The following is a 20,355-nucleotide window of genomic DNA, read 5'->3' on the forward strand; positions in this document are numbered from 1 at the left end:
GCCAAATTTTTACCTAGGTTCTTTCTTTATTTCTTTGTCGGTTGCGCCTTGGGATACAGCGCGTTGAACTCCTCAAAGTACTTATTTTTGTTATTTGAGTCATACACTGACTTAAGTACCTCTTTAATTTCATCATCGTGATCTTTGGAATTGGCACCATAGGAATTCGCCTTTGACCACGCACGGTTGATAACATGAATACGCTGGTACAAATCCTCCGCAAGCGTAGTCATATTCTTAAAATCGTCGCTATAGGGCGAGTCACGAGGCACAGCCAATGCCTCAATATCATTTTTCAACTGAATCAAATCCGCCTCAATGGTGGCGGCAGAATTTGCAAACTCATTGCGCTTGCTCATGTCAGGCTTGAGATAGTTTTCGTTAAAATCACTCGAGCAAAGCCTTACTGCATCATCATATCCACCAATGCTTATATAGATTTCACTCAGTTTCTTATAGTAATCCAAAGCGGGCACCGAAGGCTCGTCTTTGCTTGTATCAGGTTTTATTTCAGGTGTCTCAGTTTTTGCATCCTTAGCATCTGTCTTTGGCGCGGCAGGAGCAGGTTTTTCTACGGGAGGCTGAACTACACTCTCATTGGGTTTTTCGCTGGGCCAAAATATAATCGCCAACACAGCGCAGGTAGCAAGTACAATCACAGCTATGGCTACCGCAGCAATAATCGTATTGCGGTCACGACGCGGAGTCGCAGCTTGACGGACTACCACAGGAGAGACGGGCGCATTTGCCGCCACAGGTATATACTCTGTCGGCGCATTATCTTCCATCAAAAAGGTCTCATCCAAGTTTGTGGTATCTACAAAAAGACCTAAATCATCCTGGCCATCCGCCGCTTCTTGAGCAGCAAAAGCTTCGTGATTGCCCTCAAGTATTTGCTTGCTTTCATCGCGAGACAAAGGCTGCGTAAGGTCATTGGACGTGGCGGGCTTAGACGCAGGGTTGACAGGATTTGCCACAGCCTGAACAGCAAAATCAACGGCCACCCGTGTGCCACAGTTAGGACAGAACTTTGCTTGCTCATCAAGCAGAGCATCACAGTTTGTGCAATACATCATGCCCCCTCACCTACCACCAGTCCATCCCAGCTTATCGCAATGCAAAACTGATAGCCAAAACAAGAATGGGGAGCGGTGCAGCAACCGTAATCACACCATTCAATCCTGCCAGAGTCTTACGAGAGTTTCTTCTTTCGAAATACCAAGTAAGTATTGAGGTTTCCTGTACGTCCGTCAGCTGAAAAACACTCTTGTAGTTCCGCAAGATCAGAAGAAGCATTCACAAGTGCGGCAATTTCATCCGCATCAAAATGGTGACAATAGCGCCAGACATGAGGGCACTCCTGCCATCCCAGCAGAAAATCGTTAGACTCTAAATCGGCCTGCGATATACCCAGTTTGTCCAACGCCTCAGCAGTAGTTTCTTGAGCACGACTAGCAAGCTTGGGACTATTCATAAATTGCCAAAATGATATGGCGCAGGTGCCACCTGGACGCGTAGCCCCAAGCAACTCTTGAATAAGGGCAATACGAGCGGCTTGGGTGGACACGTGATGCATAAACCCAAAGCAAAGTGACAAATCAACGGCCGGAAAGGTTGACTCCAGCAGACCAGATGTATTCTTACTTATAAGCTCTTCAACGATATCTATTTGTGTAAATTCAACATCCCAAGGAAGCAAAAAAGCGCTCTGACGTGCGAGGGACACGCAGTTGTCTACCGCATAGTATGCAACGGAGGTATGTGGTTCTGCCACATCAGCACTTTTCTCAGACGCACAGGACATCTTTAATGTATGCGCGAGAAAATCCCCAAAGCGCAAATTGCCACATGCCACATCCAATACGGATAACGTCCGCAAGTCGTAAGAAGATATACCCGCAAGCTCGACGACTTTTTTCCACCCCTGCCAAGGTGCCTGGCGCGTTTGTGAGAATGCAGCAGCCTGAGCTTGGTAAAACTCTGTATTCAAGCGGTTCAGCCGTCGCGCAATTTCAATATTCACTGACACATCCCCGCCTCAGAGTAAAAATAAACGACCAAATCCAATGTACGGTACATGCTAGCGCGAAATTCGCGTTTATCTTGCCTTGCTTATAATTGCATCTCAAACAGACTGAAGTGCGGGAGAGATGCATGGAAGAACTCTTGCTGGACATACTTGAACACCTACGCGCACTGCCAGCAGAGCGCTCGGACGATGCGTTAACTCGGTCTGAGTTAGATGCTCTTTGGCGCAAACATAACCGCGGAGTGCGCAACAACGAAAAACACCTCTCGAAGCGCTTCATCTTGCCTTTTTATCAAAAAATAAAGCAGGAGGATCCTGGTCGCTGGGTGCGCTGGGATATTGATAGCACGCTTGAAAGACGCCTTATTCGTACCATCCAGATGAAGCCCCATCGCACGGGATCAGGTGTGGCAACCATCACTGTTATTACGCGCCCCCAAACTTGCTCGAGTAATTGCTTGTACTGCCCCTGCGACCTGCGTATGCCCAAAAGTTATCTTGCTAACGAGCCTGCTTGCCAACGAGCAGAGCATAACTTTTTTGACCCATATCTGCAGGTTGCCGCTCGTCTATGCGCGCTATCGCAAATGGGACATTCTATCGATAAAATCGAGCTCATTGTACTTGGCGGGACATGGAGCGACTATCCGCGCGGTTATCAAATTTGGTTTATTCGCGAGCTATTCCGCGCCCTCAACGACTGGCCCATCACCAAAGAAACCTTACGCCAACGCTATGACCGCTACCGTAAGTTGGGTCTTGCGAATAGTCCTGCTCAACTAAGCCAATTTGTAGAGACGCAGCAACTTTTAGTTAATCAGGGCAAAAAAAGCTTCAACGACGCATTTCATGATTTATATCAAAAAAGCGAGGCTCATCAAACCGCCTCAAAATATATGAATGCGCATATGGATGAGCTGGTAGCCGAGCAACTACGCAATGAAAGTGCACAACATCGTGTAGTAGGACTTGTTATCGAAACGCGTCCCGATACCATTGCCCCGCAAAATCTCACGCTATTTCGTCAGATGGGCTGCACGAAGATTCAGATGGGCATACAAAGCACCCGGCAAGAAATCCTTGATGCCAATCAGCGTTACACCAGCTTGGAACAGATTCGCAGGGCCTTTAACCTTATTAGGCTTTTTGGTTTCAAAATTCATGCGCACCTGATGGTGAATTTGTTGGGATCTACGCCAGAGTCAGACAAGCAGGACTTTCAAGCATTTGTAAATAGTCCCAGTTTTCTGCCTGACGAAATTAAACTTTATCCCTGCGCGCTGGTAGAGGGAACAAAGCTGGTAGAGCATTTCAGGGATGGCTCGTGGCGTCCATATAGTCGAGAAGAGCTTGTTGATGTGCTCGTGAGCGATGTGCTTGCAACACCACCTTACATTCGCATTTCTCGTATGATTCGTGACATTAGTGCAGATGACATCCTTGTGGGAAACAAGCATACCAACCTGCGCCAAATGGTAGAAAACGACATCCGGAGTGCAGGCGCAGCGGGCCTAGTACAAGAAATTCGTTTTAGAGAAATCTCCCTAGACAAGATTAACTTTGCTGAACTAACGCTGGATGATTTCGCCTATGAAACTACCGTTTCGAACGAGCACTTTTTGCAATGGGTTACCCCTGAGGGCCGAATCGCAGGTTTTTGCCGTCTATCTCTTCCTAAATGGGAGCTACTTTGTGACGGGCATGTCAATGTCAGAGCGGATGAGCTGCCCACCGCACCAGGACAGGCAATGATTCGTGAAGTACATGTCTATGGTCAAGCAGTACGTCTTGGTCGAGCGGATGCTGCCGCGCAGCACAAAGGCTTGGGTCGCCAGCTAGTTGAACGTGCATGCGACATCGCCCGCAACGCAGGCTACAGCAGCATCAACGTCATTAGCTCAGTAGGCACCCGCGCCTACTATCGACGCCTCGGTTTTGAGGATGCAGGGCTCTACCAGCACCGAGAGTTTACGGCAGATTAGCAAAGGCAACACACTGCGACATTGCCTGTGCAATTAGCAGCTCAATGCGACAGCTTCCCTGCATTTGGGCGGGTAAAAATTCTACAAATGTCGTACGGCGCTCCTTTTTGCACAGGCAGCGCCACGGGTGTTTGTAGCCAAGCGTAACTCTCCAACTTGCCGTCTCCATGAATCCCAACGTTTAGGACTTCTTGCCAAATGGTTTAAATGCGAGACCCTGTATTGTACGTGTTACTTCAACATATCTTGGATGAATCCTGTTCTCAAGTTGTCGCACAACTGGCTCTAGACTTGGCGTATAGCACATAACTATGGTAGGAACGATACCGATAGATTTTCCTGGATTTCTTTGTGTCGAGTCATAGGTCACAAAGACAAACGTTCCTTTCGCAGGACTTACTCCCACCACATCTTCAATAATTACTTGTTTAAAAAACACCTCTTCATTAATGAATATGTGTAAATGAAATTCACGTGGGGTATGTTGTCCAAGTATAATATCGCGTCGATTAGGTAACAACTGCACATCTTCTATTCTTGCAAGAGCAATCTTTCCGTGGCGTACCATGAGTGCCACGGAAAGATCTTCAAGATGCCGCACGAGAAAATGCATGAGCATATACCCTGCAACCAGCAGGACCAAGGCATAGATTACTCCAGCAAACGTATAGCCATTTGCAGCATTAACTACTGGGCCAAACCCAAAAAAAGTTATAACTGCAATAGCAATAAATACCACGCTGGTAATGATATGCGTCCGAATTCTAGCTGTCTCGTACATACTTCTCCATCGTAGTCCCAGTATTAGTGATCCATTGGCATTACTTTATCGATGGCTGGCGTCTTTGATGTAATGCGATTACGGAACTCCTTGAACACGGGATGCTGCTTCCAGCAACCAATATCATCAGTTACCTTGAAAGCAATAGTTTGATAAAAAGGCAAAACATAAAGCGGCATTAAACGTGGTTCACGCATATCAAAAGGTAAGCGTACAGCGCGCGAATCGTCTATCTGAGGATTATTGGTCACAGCAAAACACCGATCAGTGACAGCGTTTGTTGCATAAAAAATCTGATAAAGACGATCGCTACCATTTTCAAAATCATCTATAAAAAAAACTGTATAGTTAGGAGTTAGTTGTAAATTGGGACCGTGAATGTATTCTTCAGCCTCATAGGCAAAACTCGGTACCTTAATTGTCTCACCTAACTTGAGAGCACCTTCACAAGCGACACCATAACCCTGAGCAAAACCACAGTGATATGCAACTGTCATAGATGTAAGCATCGCCCGATTGCGGTTATAAAAATCCAATGACGCCTCTTGGACAACCTTGTGCCGAGAGGGCACCTCAGCCATCTCGTTGCGGACCTTCTGGTAGACAACGCTGTCAATCCTGCCGGAAGCATAAGCTGCTTCTAGTGCAAAAAGCATCAGAAACTCAGCCAAAGTTGCAACACCTTTGGTTACATAACCAATTAGCTCTGAGCCCACGCCATAATCTACAAGTATGTCTGCGTGGTCTTTAAAATCGCTCTGCAGGTTGCCTGTAAGACCTATTGCGGTATAACCCAGTTCATGTATTTTATCTAACGCCTTAATAGAATTAGTAGAGCAGCCGCTTTGGGAGATTGTGAATACAAAGTCATCATCCCTCAGGAGATTTTTATAAAACAGAAAGGAGGCGGGAGGTAAAACCTGCACGTCGACATCCAGATACTTCATCATGAATGGTTTCGCACACTGTGCGGCATTGAAACTCGAGCCGCATGCAATAATCCACACATGGTGATAAGAGCCTGCACGCCATGCATCCACTAAAGAACGTGTGAGACAAGTTGAATGCTCTAAATTGAGTGCTAATTGATCTGGCGTCTCTTGTACATAGGTAAGCATTGTTGTAGCGTCACTCATAATAATCTCTCAAATCCCATCTACTTCAGATTCATCCTCAACATCTGTCAGCTTGAATTCCACTAATGATCGATGCCCTGCGTCTAATATTGTTTCGATGAAATTATCTGCACGCACATGATCATCACGTTCCAAAACTGCAGTAAGCAATACCGCCACACTTGTACCCGCAATAACATGGACGTCATCGCGATTTGCAGCAAGAGTGGCAGCAATTTTAAATGGAGATCCACCAATAATATCCGTGCAGACTATGATGTTTTCACAACCCGCCAATCTGTCAAAAGCAGCAATTATTTTTTCAGCAAGGCGATCAGTTGAATCACCATCCTCAAAGTCAACGAGTTCAAACGCCTCCTGCTCACCTGCGAGTAGGCGCACCGCAGACCCCATGCCTGTAGCAAAGTGCCCGTGTCCCGTTATGAGAATTCCTAGCATCTAAATCCCCAATCTATCTGTCAGATATCGCTTAATCTGCTTATGATTGTCAAAGGCGAAATTTGCCGCCGTAAGGTCTATATTGACGCCAGGCGTATGTAACGCTAATACCTCAGCACCGGCACGTAACCCAGCTTCGATTCCATACTGCGAATCCTCAATTACGACGGTTCGACTGGGATCTGCTCCTAACTCACTAATCACATACGTATAAATGGCTGGATTCGGTTTACTTTCTTCAAAGCATTCCCCTGATGCAACCACATCAAAGGCACCTTCAAGTCCAAGCTCACTGATAACTTTTTTAAGGTCGCGCATGGGACTTGATGAAGCAATTCCCACCCTAATTCCCTGCTCCTTCAGCCAGCAAATGAGCTTGGCGGCGTTAGGTATCTGAATATCTGCAAAATTAATTGTGTGGCTCATGAAGTATTCTGCGATAACACACTGCGCATGAGGAACATCCATACCGAGATAGGATCCTATTATCTTTGCTTGGTGCTCATCTGAAGCCCCACGAAGCGCCGATACGTCAGAGGCGCTCATTTCTTTCCCGTATTTCCGAACAAGTTGTTGGCAAAGTTCTGCATAGAGTGGCTCTGTATCTACAATGACACCATCATTGTCAAATATAACGGCATCTGGACGCGAGAAGTCAGTACCATGCCCGAATGCTCCACGCTCTTGACACATTCGTTCAGCGTGAGTAGCAGCATCTATAAGAGCTTGGGTACAGGCTTCCTGATCGGGAAGTTTCCCTTTATATTTCCAGCCACGCTTAACCAAGCCGACGGTCAGAGCTGTAATAAAAGAGTCACCAGCACCTAAGGTATCTAAAGGTTGCTTATCTGCTTCAATACCAAAAGCTCTCAAAGCACCATCGCTAAAAAGTATGGGAGCCTTTGGACCACGAGTCACGAGAACGGGGCATGTAAGATCTAAGGCAGCATAAAAGTCGGCTGCCTCGTTCACGGTAATACCCTCACAGCTAAATTGAGCCAAGTCAATATAAGGAGCCACACGTTTGAGATAATCAGATGTCCAATATTTTTCTTTCTCACCAAAGTCAAAAGAAAGAATATTTCTATAGCCCGCAAGGCGTGGAAGGTCATCTTCGACATGTGCGTTACAGCTCGTAAGGATTACATCTGCATCGCAAACAGCTTTAAGTTGGTTCTCATTGAGGGCGAAATAGTCCGGCCAATTTTTTCCTAATTCATTACGAAGCCAACGATGACTTGCTCCGCAAGGCTCGCTAATGCATCGTTTGGTGGTACCACCAGCAACTATCCGACAAGCAGAAAAATCAACCCGTTCAGCTCGAAGCGCAGCCATAATGGCACGGCCCCATTTATCATCAGCAATAGAACCCAAGTACACACCTTCACAGCCCAAACGTGTTGCCGAAACTGCAACATTTACAGCGTTGCCGCCTGGGTAACCGTAATCCGTTCCACCCCAGAGGTCGAAGACGTTATCTCCCAAACCTACAATTTTCATCAGTAGACCTCTTTACGGTAGTAACGACGCGTATCCAACGAGTGCTGACAGACCACCTCAAGATTCTTCGAAATCCGTTGAAGAGCTGCGTTTATAAGCACGGGCCCCAATAGAACACGCCAACGCTCAAGCACACTTGGAAGCGCAAAATCAGCAGCATCAATGATTGTCAATTTGTCTGTATGGTTTGCGGCAAAACGAGCTACTCGTAAATCGAGCTCACGTGTAGGTCCTTCTCCAATTAGTAATGTGAGAGGCACGCTAGGACCAAGCAGTTCAAGAGTGCCATGGAAAAATTCCGCACTTGTTACTGATTTAGTACGAATCCAAAGGCTCTCTTCAAGCACACACATAGCATAGGAGTAGCAAACTGGCCACAGATCACCCGAAGCTACCCAAATATGGTAGGGCTCTGCACAATACGCATGTGCATAAGCCCGAGCACGTTCATCAAACTGCTTGCGAACTGCATTAAGAGCTTCGCCCAGCATTTCGAGAGCTGATGCAAAATTTTCATAACCTTTGAACTCGCTGCGGTTAGCAAGAATCCTGCCAACAAAGAAGTAAAAGGGAAATTCAAGCGGACGGCCATCACCAAAATGGAAGGCATAATCGGAAAGATTAGCTAAAGGCGAGGCGTCGGGTCCCGTGGACGAAAAAATCTTCGCTCCTCTTTTATGTAACCACTGAGCTGCTTTTACCGTCTCTATTGTGTCACCCGATTTGCTGGCCATAAGCACCAAAGTACCAGGGCCCACCATATTGCAACCACTAGTAATTAGATCAGCCGCCTGCACACTATACACTGGCAACACACTCATATGATCAATCATGGATCCAAAGGGATCTATGGTAGCCTGCGAGCCACCGACTGAACAGATAAGTACGTTCTGAATGCCACAACCACAAGCTTTATCGGCCAACTTTTCAATATGAGTACGCTGAGAGTAGATGTGTTCTGCTCTATCTAGAAAATCCTTCTCGTCAAAATTTGCCATCTGAACCATGCGGTGAAGCCCCCTTCTTATTGCATTATTCAGAAAATGACATGTTTTATAAACTGGGCGATGAGTTATCGCAAGCTCACCGCCCATTTATAATCAGACGCGGGGTATAAATCCTTCTACATCCATCCAAGCAGTGCCATAAGGATGCCAAAGACAATAATGCCTAGAATTACCACTAGGACGTTAGCATCTTTACGGAAGAGCCAGTAAGTCAGAAAAACAAAGCCTAGGGGCAACATGTTGGGAAGGATCCCATCAAAAACGCTCTGAACTGTCGTGCCACCGATACCGAAAACAAGAGTATCGCTAAAGGCCAAACTGACATAAGAAGGGATAAGGCCGCCCACAACCATCATGCCCAAGATGCCAGCCGCTTCGGTAAGATACTTTGTGCTCTCGCCAATATTCTCGACAAACTTTTGACCAACGGTATAGCCCAGCTCAGCAAACCACATGCGGGAAATTGCCGCAACAAACCAAATTCCCATGTAAAGCAAAGGTCCTAATACAGAGCCTTCTTGTGCCAAAGAGCAACAGATGGCTGCAGAAATTGGCAAAAGAGTGAACCAAAAGATAGCATCTCCTAGACCTGCAAAAGGCCCGAAGAGACCATTGCGAATACCAGCAATAAGATTGCGATCCTCGCGACGTTCTTCCATTGAAATAATGAGGCCCATGAGAAAAGCACCCATATGCATTTCGGTGTTCATAAACTGCATGTTATAAGTCATGAACTCGCTAAGATCTTTCTCAGAGTCCCCATAGAGCTTCTGAAATGTAGGTAACATCGACATGGTAAAACCAGGCGCCTGCATACGCTCAAAAGAGAAACCGCCCTGCATGCCAATGGATAGCAAGCCCATGCGATGAATATCTTTCTTACTAAGTTTACGCTCTGTATTCTCATTAGATGCCATCAATCTCACCACCCTCATTTGCTGCCTCAATGGAAACTTTTGCCTCATCAATCTTCTTTTCATGCGCATAATTGATGTAAGCAAGGGCAGCAGCGGTAATAGCAACCGGCAAAACATTGGGTAACGCGAGGAATGTTGCCATCACAAAACCTAAGAACAGATAAGCCAAGTTTTCTTTCTTGAGCATAACCATAAGCAACATACCAAGACCAACGGCAGGAAGTAGGCCGCCTGCAATCTCAAATCCATGAACCAGCCAAGTGGGAAAAGTATTCACAAAAGATTGGATTGGACCTTGTAGTGCAAAAGAGCAAAGGAAGGCAACTAGAGCCACTACAGCAGCCTTGAAGATTACTGCAAACCACACCAAGTTAAAGAGCCCCTTAGCATCTGCCTTAGCAGCATACTCATCGCATTTATGAGCAATTACTACATAGCCAGTATTAAAACCAATACCAACCCACTGAGCTAGAAGGGCAAACGGGAGCGACAAGCCAACCGCAGCCTCTGGACTTTGACCCGTAGTATGAGCAAGTACCACAGTCATAATGCCTGCCATCAGAGGATCGGGTGGAACCGTTCCACCAACCGTCAGTAAACCAAGGTAGGACAACTCGGTAACTGCACCACACTTAACACCAAGCGTAACGTCACCAAGTGCAAGACCGGTCAGGAAGCCTACAACCATGGGGCGAAACCAATAGAAGGCCTCGAAGGTCTGATCCATTGCGCAGATAAACGCAACGAGCAGAATCAACAGGCCTTGCAATAGGGTAATTTCCATTTTTTTCCTTTCCCTATTTGCGTGTGGACCATACCGACAGGGGTAGAAGTTATCCCTGTTAATCCCTCCTTCCTGTTAGATATCGTATTTTCTTGAATTAGGAAGTACTTGGATATAAAGATTTACTCCCTTGGCTTTCATTGCATCAAAATCAGCAATATCCTCGTCATCCACATAGACATGAGCTTCACAGTATTTCTTTTTGCCTGGTTGCTCGTGCATGTTACCAACATTTACCTCATGTATAGGCACTCCACCGTCAATTAGGGTGCGCATATCTTGGGGGGTTTTGACAACAAGAAAGATATGCTGTCTCGGGCTAGCTTTTGCAATAACATCAATGGTCTTCTGAAGTGTGAAAAAACGAATGCCCACGCCCGACGAGTCTGCGGTCATTTTCATTAACGATTTCTGCATAGCATCATTTGCCGCAACATCATCTGCTACGACAATAAGATTGGCACCAGAAGCGCCCACCCAAGAATTACCGACCTGCCCATGTACCAAACGATTATCAATACGTGCCAAAACAATATCGGGTTCAGCCATCTTTTTACCTCTACTTTCTCGGACCCTATAATTGCGGCGTGCGCTGGGGCGGCGCCCATATCTTTTGGCTCATGCGCGATGCATCGGCCGCCCCAGGCGACAACATCGCACATGAGCCTCTAGACAATCACTAGAGTACAACGGTGGTACTTTCATATTGTCAATTACATCATTAACAATTGGCTAATCGGCGCTATTTTTTCTGTAAAAGGTCTTTACATATTTACACTTACTTCACAGGCTCTTCATCCACAGTAAGTTCGCCAGAATAATATGAGCGTGTAAATTCAACCTTTACGCCGTCTATATCCCGAGATACTTGTAAATACCTAAAAAGAGGATCCCCTTCATGTTTATCTAAAAGAGCTGCAATCGTATCGTTAGCAAGTACTGCACTCATCTTCGAACTTGCAGAAGCAACACTCTTTCCGCACTGACTCATTGCGCGATATAGACTCTCCGTATTGAAATCATAGGTATCAAGCCCTGGATATAAATAACATGGAATATATGTTTCTAAGAAAAAGGATGGCACCCCATCCGTATAACGCAGTCGAACCAACTTATAGACTTCTTCATCCTCAAGTAGGCCAAAAGTTTCATTGACCTCCTGTGGTGCTAAACATCGCTGGAAAACGATAACTTTTGTTGTAACGACTTTGCCCATATCTTGCATTTCATCAACATAGCTTCGCAATTCATGATGAAAATGCTGAGCTACATCAGGCTGACACACCACTGTTCCGCGGCGACGCCGGCGCTCAAGATAGCCCGCATCTACTAGAAGCTGAAGTGCTTGTCGCACAGTGGGTCGGCTTGCAGAGTATTGCCTAGCAAGTTGGGTTTCAGTGGGGATTAAATCACCCTCCTGGTAGATGCCATCCTCAATTTGCTTGAGCAAGTCATCCTTGATTTTTCCATAGAGAGTACCCATGCTCACATCCCACTACTCTTTCACTGATTGCTATATCGTAGGCTATTGTATGAATTCCAAATTTTTTAGTATGGCATTCAGATTCGAATAATATGTACTTACAATTATAACTTAGGACTTACAATATATAACAAACGAGTCATACCAATCACTTTTCCGGAAGGGGTATCCATGGCTTCCTACACGCTTGATAATTTAGCACGTCTGATTGATCACACAAACCTACATGCAGATGCAACCGAGGTAGATATGCACAAGCTCTGTGAAGAGGCTAAGCACTATCACTTTAAGATGGTTGCCATCAATCAAGTACAGGCATCCTTCTGTGCAAAGGAACTTAAGGGAACCGATATTGACACGGGTGCAGCTATCGCCTTTCCCCTAGGCCAGACTTCCATTGCTGCTAAAGTTTTTGAAACTCGCGATGCCATCAACAATGGCGCAAATGAAATCGATTACGTAGTTAACCTCACACAAGTAAAAGCTCACAACTGGAACTATGTCGCAGATGAAATGTGTCAGATTGTATCTGTCTGTCACAAAGTCGATGCTCCTTGCAAAGCAATCTTTGAAAACTGCTACCTTACGGAAGAAGAAAAAATCGAGCTCTGTCACATAGCCTCCGAAATTAAACCCGACTTTATCAAAACTTCTACAGGTTTTGGGAATGGTGGCGCAACGATAAAAGACGTGTGGCTCATGCGAAACAATGTGAGTTCTGATATCCAAGTTAAGGCAGCGGGAGGTATCCGCACTGCTGATTTTTTCCTCGATCTAATCCGTGCTGGAGCAACGCGTATTGGTTGTTCCGCTGGTATACCTATTATCGAAGAAATTCGCAGACGTATGGAAGCTTCTGGCATAAACGTTATCGAACTATAGCTCGTTATTATTAAATAACTGATTTATTTAAGGCTTAATCTCTTTTTCTCTCTGTGATATGACACTACATGCCATGTCACCATCAAGGGATGATGCCATAACATCCGTGGTCCAGAGAAACGCATAACTGCACGTATTCTCTCGCGCATCTGCGGCTTGTAGCAATGCACTTTACAGTTCGAGCAGAAGGTCTTTGTCTTCATAAACGGACAGCGCCGGCTTCTTTCCTGTGCATAATTGAGCAACTCGTTACATTCGGGACAGAGCTCTTCTTCCTTCGTGCCGTGATTTTTATGGCAATACAGCTTAATCATTTCCGAGACTAGTGCCATCTCACGCTGACGCTTTTGTTCAACAGCAGTGTTAGACATATCACGCATCAGGACAGCCGGCCATTCTCAACAGAGTAGATATCATCGGCAATCCGCAGGGTGGATGCCCGGTGAGAAACGAGCGCTATCGCCTTGCCATCAGACGACTCCTTGAGCGCCTTGAGAACGACCGCTTCATTCAGGCTGTCTAAATTGCTCGTCGGTTCATCAAGAAGAACAAACGGCGCATCATGCAAAAATACCCGCGCAAGCCCAATCCGTTGCCGTTCCCCACCCGACAGGGTACTTCCCAGCTCACCGACCAGCGTGTCATATCCTTCAGGCAACATCATAATGAACTCATCAAGTGCGGCCTTTCGGCACGCCTCCCGAACCTCTTCGTCTGTTGCATCAAGCCGTGCAATACGGACATTGTTCATAATCGAGTCATGGAATAGATCTGTATCTTGTGTCATGTAACTCTCCATGGCACGCAAATCCTTGGTATTTATCTTGTTGATGTTCCTACCCGAAACGCTTACTGCGCCACCATCTGCTTCGTAAAAACGCATCAGCAATTTGAGTAGCGTGGACTTGCCACTCCCACTCTTGCCGATAATGCCTACGATCTTACCTGGCTCGAAACTCATCGATATGTCCTTAAGCACCTGCGTTCCACCATACGAGAAGGACAGTTTGTCGCACCGCGCTTCGGTAAACGATGTGGATTCCTCTCCCGCAACGTCTACGGTCTCTGGAACCTCATCGAGAATATCCAACACCCTGCTACCAGCTGCAACCGTACTCTGAAGGGTTGTCCCCAAACCAGCCAATGCTGCAACAGGTCCATAGGAGGAAAGCAGGGCGAGGACAGAAATTACAACACCAGAGAAATCTAAAGCACCTGTGTCATATAGATAAAGAGAACTGATAAGCATGAGCACGTCAAAGATCAAAATTACCGTATAAGAAATAGCTGTATTGCAACCAGTAAGCTTACTCAACGTTCCTTGAGCTGCTGCCAGTTCATCACTCATCGCATCCATCTGCGCTCGGCGTCGTTTACCCTCACCAAATTGAATTGTCTCATCAAGGCCACGGATGCTCTCAAACACAAACGATGACAGCTCACCAGATTGATAGCGGATGTCATCGCCGATAGCGCCACTGATCTTGGAGACAACAGCGGGCACCAGCACTCCAACCGCTAGAAACGCAACAAGTGCCAGTAGTCCCAGCAAAGGATTGAAGCTACCAATGAATAGGCACATTACAGTCTCAGTCAGAATGGCAATACATATCGGTGAGATGGTGTGTGCATAGAAAACCTCTAGAAGCTCCACATCGGAGGTGATAAGTGAAACAAGGTCACCCTTATCTCTACCCTCAAGTTTTGCGGGGCATAGCCTCCTCAACGCTTGGAACACTTTGTCTCGTATGATCGCAAGTAGCGTAAAGGCAATGTAGTGATTCGTCTTTTGCTCGATATAGCGCAAAACGGCACGGAAAAGCACCAGCAAGGGCAGAAGCACGAATATCGTGCCAAGGGGAAAGGGTGTTTTGTAACCAAGTGCGGCGAGTAGCGCATAGCCACCAAGCACTGGTATAAATTGCACCGCTAAGAACGCAAATGTTCCCGCAACTACAGCAAGACACATATGTCCCGTCAATGGTCTTACCAGGCCAAGCATCTGTAGGAGAACCCCAACTTTGCTTCTCTTTTTCATTGTGCGGCCTCCAATCCATAGGATTCGAGTTCTAGTTGGGTACGCCAGAGATGTTCATAGACATCGCATGTCTTTATAAGCTTTTCATGAGTACCCGAGCCGACAAGATTTCCGCCGTCCAGTACGTAGATGCAATCAGCATGTTTGATATTTGCAAGTCGATGAGAAATCATGATGATGGTCTTGGTGTTCCGCATCGCAAAAACGCGTGACAAAACCACCTGTTCGCTTTCGATATCAATGCTGCTAGTTGCCTCATCAAGTACCAAAACTGGCGCGTCATGCAATATTGCTCGCGCAAGGGCAAGCCTTTGGCGCTGTCCACCGGAAAGATTCTTTGCTTCCTCAAGAATGAGTGTGTCCAAGCCCTGCTCACCTAAAAGAAAGTCCTTGAGTTCGCATTCCTCGAGCACTTGCCACAATTCTGTGTCGGTTGCGGTACGTTTGGCCACAAGAAGATTCTCTCGAACACTACCCTTGAACAACCTGCTGCTATGGCTAATGTACGTTAGGGTGTTCATAAGTGACGGGGTCACCACGTCAGTCACAACTGTGTCCCCAACCGTCACGCTTCCTGTTTGAGGCACTGCTCGCCCCATCAACAGCGCCGCAAGCGTCGACTTTCCGGAGCCGCTCTCACCCACAATGCCAATAAAGCTGTTCTCAGGTGCGCGTAGACTAACCCCATGAAGAACTTCTCGCTCTGTGTTGTAGGAGAAATGTACCTTGTCAAAGACGACGGTATAGTCTTCACCGATTGTCTTTTCCGCCTGCTCGGGCTCGGGCAGATCTAGGAAATGAAAGATCTTGTCGCTTGCAGCAAGTCCATTCATCGCCACGTGAAAGTAGCTGCCCAACCTACGCATGGGAAGAAAAAAGTCCGCGGAGAGCAGAATCATAAAGAGACAGCTTGCCAATCCAATGCTGCCAGCCACGAATGCACGACAGGCGACGAGTATTCCAAGTGCTGCACCACCATACGCAAAGAAATCCATGATGATAATGGAGTTCAGCTGCATACTGAGCACTTTCATCGTTACAAAACGAAAGTGTTCGGACTCCTTGTTCATCTCCTGATTTTTGAACTCGTCAGCTTGATAGACTTTGAGCGTGGTCATGCCCTGTAAGTTCTCAAGAAAGGTGTTGCCAAGCTGCGTATACTGTCCCCAGTACTTGGCAAGAAGCTTTTTTGCCAGCTTCTGCACCATCACGATGGCTCCAGGAATCAGCGGTACGCACACAAGAAGGACTGTCGCCGCATACCAACTGCCTGCAAAACCAAACAGAAAGAACAGCGTGATTGGTGCGAGAAAGGCATAAAAGAACTGCGGCATGTACCGACCAAAATAGCTCTCCAACTGGTCAACACCCTCTACGGACTCTTGGACTATCTCTGCAGTGCTCACCTGTTCTGCATAGCGACTGCCCAGCCTCAACAGCTTGTCATAGATAAGGTCACGCAACCTGCGCTTAACTGTCTTTGATGCACACCAACTTGCCTCTTCGGCAAGCTTGTCTGTAAAGAAACGCACAACAATGGTCACCGTGATAAGCACAAGAGCTCTGGGCAGCGCCGCCATCCCCCACTCGTGTGTGTAAAAGCGCTCAATCGTAACCGCAAAAACAGCAATCATCACAGCATTGCAAACCAAGGTCACCCACTGAAGCAGTACGTTAGCTACGATGTGTTTTCGACTCTCAGGACAAAGCTCAATCAATCTCTTATCGAACATACACACCTTTTCCTATGCCAGCTTCAGTGAACTGTTAACTTTATCTAACCAATGAATGCTATCACACTGTCATTAATTTTCTTCCGCCTTAAAAGAGGCATCGTGCGAGACAGACCGCGCGAAAAGCACCACGCAACACTCGTAGAATTTTTAGGAAGCAATTCTTGTATGTCTTCTGCATGCAGAGGATATGGGCGGTTCAACAACTTTATTACTGCATAAAGCACAGATCAGACGAGGTCTCCACCACTCGCCTATGGCTCCTTGACATCTTTCTCGAACACTGCAGAGAATGGGAGAGTACCTATCTACCAGTCCCCATCCATCCGCGCAAACGAATGCTTGCACGATGGCACGAGAGGAAGGATGAGCATGGCAACATTCACCACAAACGACGGCGTCAGCATCTATTACGAGGTCACAGGGTCGGGACCTGCGCTTTTCATGCTGCCGGGCTGGACCTGCAGCACAAAGTTCTGGATGCACAATGTGCCTGAGCTCTCAAAGCACTTCACCGTCGTGACCATGGATATGCGCGGGCACGGCGAGTCCGAGAAAGTCATGCACAGCCACCGTATCTCTCGCTATGCAATGGACGTAAAGAACTTGCTCGACCACCTCGATATCGACGACGTTACCGTGCTCGGTTGGTCGATGGGAGCCTCAATCCTGTGGAGTTATATCGAGCTTTTCGGTAACTACCGCCTCAAGGGCCTCATCTGCGTCGACCAGTCGCCCGCGCAGTACACTGATCCCGACTGGCAGTGGGGTCAAAAAGGCTGCTACGACGTCGAGATGTTCATCCGCACCTGCATGGCAGCACAATATGATCCCAAGGGCGCTGCAGCAGGTCTGGTTGACGCCTGCCTTAACGGCACCGCCTCAGGCGAAGATGCTGCTCTTCTTACCTCGGAGATCTGCAAGTGCCCGCCCTACGTGCGTATCGAGATCATGCGCGACCACACCAATCTTGACTGGCGCGACTTCATTCCTCAGATTAAGCTACCCACAATGGTTTGCGTCGCGCGTAAAAGCAACGTGTTCGACTGGCACGGCAGTGCATGGGTCGGTGAAAACATCCCAGGCGCTAAGACCGTGTTTTTCGAAGAATCAGGTCACATGCTCTTCTGGATGGAGTCCGAGAAATTCAACACAACAGTAACCGAATTTGTGAAGTCAATTCAATAGCACCGTAGCGTGGCTTGTATCGTTCTTGTGCTTGAGCATGACGAGGAAATGTGCTTGGGCCAAGTTTTCTGGCAAAGACCACACCCACGCCAGCTTCGCCACTCACAGAAAGTCTAGGTCGACGGAATACTATAGACAGTTCCAGTCGCCACGTAAACCAGGGATCAAAGCGCATGTGCTCTGATCCCTGGTTTCTTGTCAGGTCGATTAAATTTCTATGAAGTACGTACGCAAAGCGTCTGGAGTTTTGTCGCAAAGTCAGCAACCACTCGATCCTAAGGCCAAGGAGAATATATTTCGACTCAAGCAGTGTGTCCGCATGTCCCGCGCTCGATTGGTATCATCGTTTCGCGAGTGAACCCAAGAGGACATGAGGCCGCCATGAGAATCGAACGGGCGGAAGGTTGCGCGAGGCGCCTCCTTTTATATACCGAGCACCACCTCGTCGCTCTGAACCACCACAACCGGGCGTGCCTTGCTGGCATAGCTGTCATCACGAAGCATCCACACCTCTCCCCGTCTCACCTCATCGCCTCCAAAGCCATGCGCGTGGCAAAGTCTGTCGCCTCGGTCTCATCCTCGAACGGCTCCACCGAAACGGGATCACGGAGACGGACATCGTAGGGAAAGCCGCCGCATTCATTGAAGCTATAGATGAATACGCGGATGGCATCCGCCGGCGTGGTTCCCAGCCTGCGCGTGGTCTCGCGGAAGATCTCTGCTTGGTCGTCCTCGACCCGGGTTGCGAACTGCGTGCGTTCCATCTTCTCTCCTCAACAATATTCAACATATTGCTTAGTATTATACCATTATGCCAACTCTTGCTGCCTCATAAACTCCCTCTGTGACGTGTTGTTATCCTTTTGCTGTTCGTTGAGGAGACTCATCTTTAGTGTTTGGCACTACAACTTTTTAGGATCACGCACACAATCTAATGTCAGGAAAACTAGTTTTAAACTGGTATTTTTTGGCTTTTAGCTTAACTTGACAAAGGAGTCTTTGAGTTTGAAATTCAACCATGTAAATTTGGTTTAATGACAAGCAAGCTACTGGTAAGAAGTGATGCTGCTACGCATATCCCTTACATCATACGTTATGTAGCACCACCCCAAGCTCACACCTGGGGTGGTGCTGTAGCTAGACATAGACATAATCCACAAGAAGGCAATCTCTGCTTGAATTATCTCTCATCAAAGCTATACGACGTAACAACCCTACAACAGGTCATACTTTGACCTCATGCGCATTACAAGATCTGATGCATCACGGAACTCTCCGCGCGCAAAAGCTTCATCCGCTTCTAAAACGCGGGCGCGAAAATCTTTCTCCGAACCAAGTGTAAGCGGGTCTTTTGGCACAGCAACGATCTCAACACGCTTGCCATCTGACAGGAAACTTACCTGTTCCCCCACTCCAACACCAAGAATATCTCTCATGACTTTTGGCAATGTGACCTGCCCTGTTTGTGTGATGGTGGTCGATGCAATTGGCATGATTTTCTCACTTCCTCACAGCAATGGGGTGACACCTCACTATTAATATTAATAGTGAGGTGTATTCAGAGCACCCAGAAAGGTGCCAAATCTTGGTATTTGCACAGACTGCACAGCCTTTAACGTCAATCGTAATGCTCCCTGTTAGACCAGATTTAACGCAGAGCATATTCTTAGCTAAAAAATATCTGACCCTACTTGCATAGTGTTTAACGACCTCCGAAAAACGTAGCAAGTTCTAAACTCTAAACCGCCATAGCGTCCCACATACGTGGTACACTTGATAGACAGCCATTGCATCATAAGGGGGCGTTATGACTACCTGCATACCTATGAGGGCACTAAAAAATACAGCACAGTTTGCACAAACAGTACAAGACGCTGCTGAGCCAGTAATCATCACAAATAACGGGCGCGAGACAATGATAGTCATGACGCCCGAGTACTATGAGGCACTAAAAATGGAATCCGCTCGCACCGAGCTCTACCAAAACATTGCCCTCGCTGAAGCTGATATCGCCGCTGGTAAAGTGAGCGACGCGCAAGAGTCTCTCTCTACCCTAAGGCTTCATTATGGCTTGTAAGGTCTATTTTACTCACGAAGCTGAAATGGATATCGAAAGTATCGTACGCTATATGCTGCATAGCCTCGCCAGTTCAGCTGCTGCCAGTGATTTTCTCAACAAACTAGACACTGTGGTAGAACAAATCGCGGAGCATCCACTGATGTATCCCCTGTCTACCGAGCCACGTCTAACTGCAATGGGATACCACAAAGCGCTCATTAATCGATATATCTTGCTTTATCGCATGAACGGCAATGACGTGGTAGTTGCTCATGTTTTTCATAGCAGTCAAAACTATGCAAAGTTGGTTTAACGACGAGCAAGCTGTTGACAAGGAGCGAGTCACACTTGAGCTACTAACAATGTGACAAAAGCCACAAACTTCTTCAAGCAGCACG

The 20,355-nt window shown here is 47.0% G+C and carries 21 protein-coding genes; 5 read left to right on the forward strand and 16 right to left on the reverse strand.

The window, feature by feature from the left end; translation table 11 throughout:
* Nucleotides 1-26 precede the first annotated feature (26 nt).
* Nucleotides 27-1,076: a zinc ribbon domain-containing protein gene (locus HMPREF9069_RS06110; RefSeq protein WP_021626318.1), complete on the reverse strand. Its 1,050-nt coding sequence runs from the start codon at nt 1,074-1,076 to the stop codon at nt 27-29.
* Between the two features lie 116 nt (nt 1,077-1,192).
* On the reverse strand, nt 1,193-2,023 hold the full coding sequence (locus HMPREF9069_RS06115) for a class I SAM-dependent methyltransferase (protein ID WP_021626319.1): 831 nt from the start codon (nt 2,021-2,023) through the stop codon (nt 1,193-1,195).
* Between the two features lie 131 nt (nt 2,024-2,154).
* Here HMPREF9069_RS06115 and HMPREF9069_RS06120 point away from each other — a divergent pair, with 131 nt between their 5' ends.
* Nucleotides 2,155-4,011 carry an elongator complex protein 3 gene (locus HMPREF9069_RS06120; RefSeq protein WP_021626320.1) on the forward strand — a complete coding sequence of 619 codons (1,857 nt, stop codon included), beginning with the start codon at nt 2,155-2,157 and terminating at the stop codon, nt 4,009-4,011.
* 181 nt (nt 4,012-4,192) lie between these two features.
* Here the strand turns inward: HMPREF9069_RS06120 and HMPREF9069_RS06125 are convergent, their stop codons facing one another.
* The 9 genes from HMPREF9069_RS06125 to HMPREF9069_RS06165 form a co-directional block, all read right to left on the reverse strand.
* The gene (locus tag HMPREF9069_RS06125) at nt 4,193-4,792 is read right to left on the reverse strand and encodes a hypothetical protein (RefSeq protein ID WP_021626322.1); all 600 of its coding nucleotides are present in this window, start codon (nt 4,790-4,792) and stop codon (nt 4,193-4,195) included.
* A gap of 23 nt (nt 4,793-4,815) precedes the next feature.
* On the reverse strand, nt 4,816-5,928 hold the full coding sequence (locus tag HMPREF9069_RS06130; RefSeq protein WP_035438672.1) for an SIS domain-containing protein: 1,113 nt from the start codon (nt 5,926-5,928) through the stop codon (nt 4,816-4,818).
* 9 nt (nt 5,929-5,937) lie between these two features.
* Entirely contained in the window at nt 5,938-6,366 is a 429-nt protein-coding gene (agaF, locus tag HMPREF9069_RS06135; protein WP_021626324.1) for a PTS galactosamine/N-acetylgalactosamine transporter subunit IIA, read from the reverse strand.
* Complete coding sequence (locus HMPREF9069_RS08905; protein WP_021626325.1) at nt 6,367-7,866, reverse strand: PfkB family carbohydrate kinase; 1,500 nt, start codon at nt 7,864-7,866, stop codon at nt 6,367-6,369.
* Nucleotides 7,866-8,873: an SIS domain-containing protein gene (locus tag HMPREF9069_RS06145; protein ID WP_021626326.1), complete on the reverse strand. Its 1,008-nt coding sequence runs from the start codon at nt 8,871-8,873 to the stop codon at nt 7,866-7,868. The genes HMPREF9069_RS08905 and HMPREF9069_RS06145 overlap by 1 nt, the downstream gene beginning before the upstream one ends.
* A gap of 116 nt (nt 8,874-8,989) precedes the next feature.
* A complete protein-coding gene (locus HMPREF9069_RS06150; protein WP_021626327.1) occupies nt 8,990-9,790 on the reverse strand; it encodes a PTS system mannose/fructose/sorbose family transporter subunit IID in 801 nt (266 codons plus the stop codon).
* A complete protein-coding gene (locus tag HMPREF9069_RS06155; RefSeq protein WP_021626328.1) occupies nt 9,780-10,574 on the reverse strand; it encodes a PTS mannose/fructose/sorbose/N-acetylgalactosamine transporter subunit IIC in 795 nt (264 codons plus the stop codon). The genes HMPREF9069_RS06150 and HMPREF9069_RS06155 overlap by 11 nt, the downstream gene beginning before the upstream one ends.
* A 75-nt stretch (nt 10,575-10,649) precedes the next feature.
* Nucleotides 10,650-11,123: a PTS galactosamine transporter subunit IIB gene (gene agaB, locus HMPREF9069_RS06160; protein ID WP_021626329.1), complete on the reverse strand. Its 474-nt coding sequence runs from the start codon at nt 11,121-11,123 to the stop codon at nt 10,650-10,652.
* 229 nt (nt 11,124-11,352) lie between these two features.
* Nucleotides 11,353-12,057, reverse strand: coding sequence for a GntR family transcriptional regulator (locus HMPREF9069_RS06165; protein ID WP_021626330.1), 705 nt, complete (start codon nt 12,055-12,057; stop codon nt 11,353-11,355).
* A gap of 171 nt (nt 12,058-12,228) precedes the next feature.
* On the opposite strand from HMPREF9069_RS06165, the gene deoC reads away from it, so the two are divergent.
* Nucleotides 12,229-12,939, forward strand: a complete 711-nt coding sequence (gene deoC / locus HMPREF9069_RS06170; RefSeq protein WP_021626331.1) for a deoxyribose-phosphate aldolase — start codon at nt 12,229-12,231, stop codon at nt 12,937-12,939.
* Between the two features lie 23 nt (nt 12,940-12,962).
* Here the strand turns inward: deoC and HMPREF9069_RS09045 are convergent, their stop codons facing one another.
* From HMPREF9069_RS09045 to HMPREF9069_RS06180, 3 genes are read right to left on the reverse strand one after another with little or no spacing between them, the layout of a single operon-like run.
* Nucleotides 12,963-13,319, reverse strand: coding sequence for a nitrous oxide-stimulated promoter family protein (locus HMPREF9069_RS09045; RefSeq protein WP_021626332.1), 357 nt, complete (start codon nt 13,317-13,319; stop codon nt 12,963-12,965).
* Nucleotides 13,319-14,977 carry an amino acid ABC transporter ATP-binding/permease protein gene (locus tag HMPREF9069_RS06175; RefSeq protein WP_021626333.1) on the reverse strand — a complete coding sequence of 553 codons (1,659 nt, stop codon included), beginning with the start codon at nt 14,975-14,977 and terminating at the stop codon, nt 13,319-13,321. Before HMPREF9069_RS06175 ends, HMPREF9069_RS09045 begins: the two co-directional genes overlap by 1 nt.
* Nucleotides 14,974-16,710, reverse strand: a complete 1,737-nt coding sequence (locus HMPREF9069_RS06180) for an ABC transporter ATP-binding protein/permease (protein ID WP_021626334.1) — start codon at nt 16,708-16,710, stop codon at nt 14,974-14,976. The genes HMPREF9069_RS06175 and HMPREF9069_RS06180 overlap by 4 nt, the downstream gene beginning before the upstream one ends.
* Before the next feature lie 372 nt (nt 16,711-17,082).
* On the opposite strand from HMPREF9069_RS06180, the gene HMPREF9069_RS06185 reads away from it, so the two are divergent.
* Complete coding sequence (locus HMPREF9069_RS06185) at nt 17,083-17,898, forward strand: alpha/beta fold hydrolase (RefSeq protein WP_035438674.1); 816 nt, start codon at nt 17,083-17,085, stop codon at nt 17,896-17,898.
* A gap of 521 nt (nt 17,899-18,419) precedes the next feature.
* Here the strand turns inward: HMPREF9069_RS06185 and HMPREF9069_RS06190 are convergent.
* On the reverse strand, nt 18,420-18,662 hold the full coding sequence (locus HMPREF9069_RS06190; RefSeq protein WP_021626337.1) for a hypothetical protein: 243 nt from the start codon (nt 18,660-18,662) through the stop codon (nt 18,420-18,422).
* 450 nt (nt 18,663-19,112) lie between these two features.
* Entirely contained in the window at nt 19,113-19,391 is a 279-nt protein-coding gene (locus HMPREF9069_RS06195; protein WP_021626338.1) for an AbrB/MazE/SpoVT family DNA-binding domain-containing protein, read from the reverse strand.
* A 314-nt stretch (nt 19,392-19,705) separates the two neighbouring features.
* Here HMPREF9069_RS06195 and HMPREF9069_RS06200 point away from each other — a divergent pair, with 314 nt between their 5' ends.
* Together HMPREF9069_RS06200 and HMPREF9069_RS06205 are read left to right on the forward strand one after the other, a co-directional pair.
* Nucleotides 19,706-19,975, forward strand: a complete 270-nt coding sequence (locus tag HMPREF9069_RS06200; protein WP_035438676.1) for a type II toxin-antitoxin system Phd/YefM family antitoxin — start codon at nt 19,706-19,708, stop codon at nt 19,973-19,975.
* Nucleotides 19,965-20,270: a type II toxin-antitoxin system RelE/ParE family toxin gene (locus tag HMPREF9069_RS06205; RefSeq protein WP_021626340.1), complete on the forward strand. Its 306-nt coding sequence runs from the start codon at nt 19,965-19,967 to the stop codon at nt 20,268-20,270. Before HMPREF9069_RS06200 ends, HMPREF9069_RS06205 begins: the two co-directional genes overlap by 11 nt.
* The last annotated feature ends 85 nt before the right edge of the window (nt 20,271-20,355 follow it).

It is taken from the genome of Atopobium sp. oral taxon 810 str. F0209 (genome assembly GCF_000466405.1).
Taxonomy (GTDB): Bacteria; Actinomycetota; Coriobacteriia; order Coriobacteriales; family Atopobiaceae; genus Olegusella.

Excerpts from the sequence above, each read along its gene's own strand:
- HMPREF9069_RS06110 (WP_021626318.1), bottom strand. The coding sequence starts at position 1,076 with ATGATGTATTGCACAAACTGTGATGCTCTGCTTGATGAGCAAGCAAAG.
- HMPREF9069_RS06120 (WP_021626320.1), top strand. The coding sequence starts at position 2,155 with ATGGAAGAACTCTTGCTGGACATACTTGAACACCTACGCGCACTGCCA.
- HMPREF9069_RS06125 (WP_021626322.1), bottom strand. The coding sequence starts at position 4,792 with ATGTACGAGACAGCTAGAATTCGGACGCATATCATTACCAGCGTGGTA.
- HMPREF9069_RS06130 (WP_035438672.1), bottom strand. The coding sequence starts at position 5,928 with ATGAGTGACGCTACAACAATGCTTACCTATGTACAAGAGACGCCAGAT.
- agaF (WP_021626324.1), bottom strand. The coding sequence starts at position 6,366 with ATGCTAGGAATTCTCATAACGGGACACGGGCACTTTGCTACAGGCATG.
- HMPREF9069_RS08905 (WP_021626325.1), bottom strand. The coding sequence starts at position 7,866 with ATGAAAATTGTAGGTTTGGGAGATAACGTCTTCGACCTCTGGGGTGGA.
- HMPREF9069_RS06145 (WP_021626326.1), bottom strand. The coding sequence starts at position 8,873 with ATGGTTCAGATGGCAAATTTTGACGAGAAGGATTTTCTAGATAGAGCA.
- HMPREF9069_RS06150 (WP_021626327.1), bottom strand. The coding sequence starts at position 9,790 with ATGGCATCTAATGAGAATACAGAGCGTAAACTTAGTAAGAAAGATATT.
- HMPREF9069_RS06155 (WP_021626328.1), bottom strand. The coding sequence starts at position 10,574 with ATGGAAATTACCCTATTGCAAGGCCTGTTGATTCTGCTCGTTGCGTTT.
- agaB (WP_021626329.1), bottom strand. The coding sequence starts at position 11,123 with ATGGCTGAACCCGATATTGTTTTGGCACGTATTGATAATCGTTTGGTA.
- HMPREF9069_RS06165 (WP_021626330.1), bottom strand. The coding sequence starts at position 12,057 with ATGGGTACTCTCTATGGAAAAATCAAGGATGACTTGCTCAAGCAAATT.
- deoC (WP_021626331.1), top strand. The coding sequence starts at position 12,229 with ATGGCTTCCTACACGCTTGATAATTTAGCACGTCTGATTGATCACACA.
- HMPREF9069_RS09045 (WP_021626332.1), bottom strand. The coding sequence starts at position 13,319 with ATGCGTGATATGTCTAACACTGCTGTTGAACAAAAGCGTCAGCGTGAG.
- HMPREF9069_RS06175 (WP_021626333.1), bottom strand. The coding sequence starts at position 14,977 with ATGAAAAAGAGAAGCAAAGTTGGGGTTCTCCTACAGATGCTTGGCCTG.
- HMPREF9069_RS06180 (WP_021626334.1), bottom strand. The coding sequence starts at position 16,710 with ATGTTCGATAAGAGATTGATTGAGCTTTGTCCTGAGAGTCGAAAACAC.
- HMPREF9069_RS06185 (WP_035438674.1), top strand. The coding sequence starts at position 17,083 with ATGGCAACATTCACCACAAACGACGGCGTCAGCATCTATTACGAGGTC.
- HMPREF9069_RS06190 (WP_021626337.1), bottom strand. The coding sequence starts at position 18,662 with ATGGAACGCACGCAGTTCGCAACCCGGGTCGAGGACGACCAAGCAGAG.
- HMPREF9069_RS06195 (WP_021626338.1), bottom strand. The coding sequence starts at position 19,391 with ATGCCAATTGCATCGACCACCATCACACAAACAGGGCAGGTCACATTG.
- HMPREF9069_RS06200 (WP_035438676.1), top strand. The coding sequence starts at position 19,706 with ATGACTACCTGCATACCTATGAGGGCACTAAAAAATACAGCACAGTTT.
- HMPREF9069_RS06205 (WP_021626340.1), top strand. The coding sequence starts at position 19,965 with ATGGCTTGTAAGGTCTATTTTACTCACGAAGCTGAAATGGATATCGAA.